The following is a 3,863-nucleotide window of genomic DNA, read 5'->3' on the forward strand; positions in this document are numbered from 1 at the left end:
CCCAATTTCAGTACTCCTCTTGAAGGACGATCTCTTTTTCTGCGATGTGTGGTTCGGGCGCTTGCGTGGGCGGGGAATGGCTTGGGCGAGCCGATCCCACGCAACAGTGTCCCGTGGCCGACCTCGACATGTCCACGAGTGCGAGACCTGCGGCGCGAATTCGCGGCGCACATCGTCTGCGCCGCGATCCGACCGGTGGTCAACGCAATTGAAATCCAACCTGCCGCAAGCCGCCGCCCTGCTGCATCGACATACTTGCTGCGCAGAGAGCCTCGATGGGCGGATTGGCCAGTGTTCAATTCCAATTGTCAGTCCCTTCGCGATTCTTGCTCAGGAAGTGACTGCGTTTTGAGTTTCGGGTGCCTTCTTTTGCGGAGCCACACAAAGATCCGCGTGACAGGCAGGCTCACCCGTGTAGTTGGCCAGTGCTTCGAGCAATGGGGTAAGATAGTACTGTTTGGTGTGGTCCGGAATTGGCCCCAGCCGGTCCACCGATTTCAGTGCCACCTCGATCAACTCGATTGCGCGATCTTTGTTGCCGCTCTCGTAATAATACTGAGCTACCGGGAGGTACCGGAGGTATTTAAACGGGCCATCGCCGTTCGGGGGATTGAGTGCCAGTATCTGTTCCGAGAGCTCGTTGCCCATCGCAAAGCGCTCCGCGCGCGGAAGATGGGAATTGTCCATCGTGGGATCGAAGAGTTGGTTGAGGGCCAAGGCCATCCACGACACCGCGTCGGACGTTTTGTCGATCGCGTCCTCGACCAATTCTCGCATGACTGGCATGCCGGTCTTGATGTCGCGCAGCTTGTGAAGCAGAAGATCCGCATGAATCTGCCGGAACTCACAAGAGTCTGGCATCAAGGCGAGGCCTTCTTCGATGGCCAAGAGCGCCGCCGTCCAATCCTCGGCCTGCATCGCCGGCTCAAGTTTGGCGTATATCGGCCCGGTAAGCGACATTTCGCGCGCTGCAAGTTGGTTATGCGCGATGCGCTTTGCATCGGCGGCTTTCGCTTCATAGCTGCTGCGCCAGCTGCCGTTAAGGACTTTCGGCAAAACGTCATCGAGTTCCGCCGGGTGGCCGATAAAAGCGATGTGGCCGTCGCGGTCGACCACGAACGAGGTGGGAATCCCAATCGAAGAGCTGGGATCCATCCAGAGCTTGTTCATTTCGCCAATGTAATCGAACCCGATACGATAATTCAGATTCGGGAACTTCTCGGTCAGCCAGGCATCCACGTTGGTCCGCGCCTCGTCTGCGGTAGGACCCTGTTCGCAGGCGGCAACTCCGACCGCCTCAAATCCGCTGCCTTCATATTTCTCCTGCAGTTCGATCAAATGGGGCATGGCGTCGACACATGGTCCGCACCAAGTCGCCCAAAACTCAACGAGGTAGACCTTGCCGGGCCGAAAGTTCGTGAGGGGCTCGCCACGCAGCCAGTTCTCCACTTTGATCGCAGGAGCCGGGGACCCCATACGCAGTTCCATCTTGGTGTCCAAAGTCATTCCACACCTTTCGTCTCTTTTGTCGCGGAATATTTTCCAGTCAAAATCGGACACGGTCTCGAGGGCATCGCTCCCTCTGGCTTGCTTCAGCGAAGCTCTCACCGTGTTGCCGCACATCAAGCTGCAACGGAGGTGCCAATTCCCTCAGCTCCGGTAAGCGGCGGGAAATGCTTTGAAATTCTCCACGAGGCCAAATGCGGCCGATTGTCGTGAACCCGACATGTCTTCTGCCGCTGTCGGGTTTCGCCCTATCACTCTTGAGAGCTTGGACGGCTCGCCTGTGATTAGACTGGCCTCGGTCCTCGAGCAGTGGCAGTTTGGCGCCATTCGAAAGCGCGAACTCGCCGGCTTGGTCCTCGTGCCGCCACCGCCGCGTGTGGATTCTTGCCCCGGAGTCAAAATTCGCCTCGCGGTTGCCAACGGCGGCATGCGCTCAATGCGCGTGGCGTTGAGCCCCGACAGCACGTAATGGTACCAATTAGTGGATGCCCGTCGCTGCCTCCACTTCTCCAGCCAAGCGCTCGAACGACGCTACCTACCCACGTTCGAGCGCGACCGCGGAATCGCAGACTGCCGAACGTCAGCCGTTGCGAAAGGTGTAGCCGTACCCGTTGATCGCCGGCGCGCCGCCTAGATGTGCGTAGAGGACCCTCGATCCCTGTGGAAAGAAGCCCCTCTGGACGAGGTCGATCATCCCTTGCATCGATTTGCCCTCGTAAACCGGGTCCGTAATCATGCCCTCGAGCCGCGCGCACAAACGGATTGCCTCTTTGGTTTCCTCCGATGGAACGCCATAACCCGGGTACGCGTAGTCCATGAACAACACCACGTCTGCCTCGACAATTTCCGCTCCGAGGTGGACGAGCTTCGCTGTATTTTGGGCGATGCCAAGCACCTGCGCCTTGGTCTTGGCGGGCATGGCGGAGGCATCGATACCGATCACGTTGCGCTGTCGACCATCCTTGGCGAACCCGACGAGCATGCCGCCGTGGGTTGAACCAGTCACCGTACAGACGACGATATAGTCGAAGGCAAACCCAAGCTGCTCTTCCTGGGCACGCACCTCCTCAGCGAACCCCACATAGCCCAGGCCGCCGTATTTGTGGACAGAGGCGCCGGCAGGTATCGCATATGGCCTGCCGCCCCTTGCCTTGACTTCATAAAGTGCCTTTTCCCAGCTGCGGCGGATGCCGATGTCAAAGCCCTCGTCAACCAGGCGCACCTCTGCCCCCATGATGCGGCTCAAGAGGATATTGCCGACCCGGTCGTAGACAGCATCATCATGTGGGACCCAGCTCTCCTGGACCAGGAGGCATTTCATGCCGATCTTGGCGGCGACCGCAGCGACCATGCGCGTATGGTTGGACTGCACGCCACCGATTGTGACGAGCGTATCGGCATCTGACGCGATCGCGTCGGGCACAATGTATTCGAGCTTGCGCAGCTTGTTTCCGCCGAACGCGAGACCGGAGTTGCAGTCCTCGCGTTTGACGTAGATTTCCACCTTGTCGCCCAGATGCTTGCCGAGGCGGTCGAGCCTCTCGATCGGCGTGGGTCCAAAGGTGAGCGGATAACGTTCGAATTTTTCCAGCATGCTATCTCCAGCAAAAAAGTACCTGAACCGGCTACGCACCGGTCAGCCCAGGGGTATGTGTGATCAAAGACACCCGTCTTTCGAAGCGGGTGCACCGAGTTTGTCATTGCGACAAGCACACCGCATCCAGCGTGCTGCGATGACTCTTATGTCCCTAATCGACCAACCACCCGCATCTCCCGGCCTAAGGACACCGAATGTGGTCGCGTGTTAGCCGAACACAGATTCCCTATACGATCAGCTCAGTCATCAGAGGGTGACCAAAATTGGTGTGGGTCTGAGCACTGATCCTGTCATCCGCGCATCAAAGCAGCAGCACATGCTGGGCATTCGACCAAGCCGGGACACAGCTGAAAATTGCATTCCGCAGTTGATCAGAGTGAGACGACTGGTACCCGAGCTTTCCTGTAACCATCGGCATGCTGGCCCCTGTGGCGAGTTCCACGAGCGCGGCTAGAGGACTGCCAGATCAGAAAGGGCACGCGGCCGAAGTAGCCGGCCTGAAGCAGCAGCGAACAGGCCAGCGTCGTGACGACTGCCACACGGGTGCGAATCCAAAGCGAAGTAAACCATCGACGCATTGCTGTACAGGACCAGCCCCACGAGCCGACAAAAAGATGAAGTGGACGCCGCTCCCCTGGTTTTCGCCAGATCATGTTGCGAGCTCGTCGGCCGCAACATGCGTCTGGCAGTTCTTGGGGCAGACGCGGCCGCAGGCTCCGCAGCCTATGCAGCGGCCGGCATCATCGACAACCATGATCAT

The 3,863-nt window shown here is 58.7% G+C and carries 4 protein-coding genes; all 4 read right to left on the bottom strand.

Going from position 1 to position 3,863, the window contains the following annotated elements; all coding sequences use genetic code 11:
• Nucleotides 1-330 precede the first annotated feature (330 nt).
• Nucleotides 331-1,488 carry a TlpA disulfide reductase family protein gene (locus EOD15_RS30295; protein WP_127308808.1) on the bottom strand — a complete coding sequence of 386 codons (1,158 nt, stop codon included), beginning with the start codon at nt 1,486-1,488 and terminating at the stop codon, nt 331-333.
• Between the two features lie 598 nt (nt 1,489-2,086).
• Nucleotides 2,087-3,100, bottom strand: a complete 1,014-nt coding sequence (locus EOD15_RS30300) for a 1-aminocyclopropane-1-carboxylate deaminase (protein WP_024505903.1) — start codon at nt 3,098-3,100, stop codon at nt 2,087-2,089.
• Nucleotides 3,101-3,474: 374 nt separating this feature from the next.
• On the bottom strand, nt 3,475-3,756 hold the full coding sequence (locus EOD15_RS37370; RefSeq protein ID WP_348629439.1) for an exopolysaccharide production repressor protein: 282 nt from the start codon (nt 3,754-3,756) through the stop codon (nt 3,475-3,477).
• A partial coding sequence (locus EOD15_RS30310) for a 4Fe-4S binding protein (protein ID WP_164750051.1) occupies nt 3,753-3,863 on the bottom strand: 111 nt, incomplete at its 5' end. The genes EOD15_RS37370 and EOD15_RS30310, both read right to left, overlap by 4 nt.

The sequence above is a fragment of the Mesorhizobium sp. M7A.T.Ca.US.000.02.2.1 genome (genome assembly GCF_003996995.1).
Taxonomy (GTDB): Bacteria; Pseudomonadota; Alphaproteobacteria; order Rhizobiales; family Rhizobiaceae; genus Mesorhizobium.

Excerpts from the sequence above, each read along its gene's own strand:
- EOD15_RS30295 (WP_127308808.1), bottom strand. The coding sequence starts at position 1,488 with ATGGAACTGCGTATGGGGTCCCCGGCTCCTGCGATCAAAGTGGAGAAC.
- EOD15_RS30300 (WP_024505903.1), bottom strand. The coding sequence starts at position 3,100 with ATGCTGGAAAAATTCGAACGTTATCCGCTCACCTTTGGACCCACGCCG.
- EOD15_RS37370 (WP_348629439.1), bottom strand. The coding sequence starts at position 3,756 with ATGATCTGGCGAAAACCAGGGGAGCGGCGTCCACTTCATCTTTTTGTC.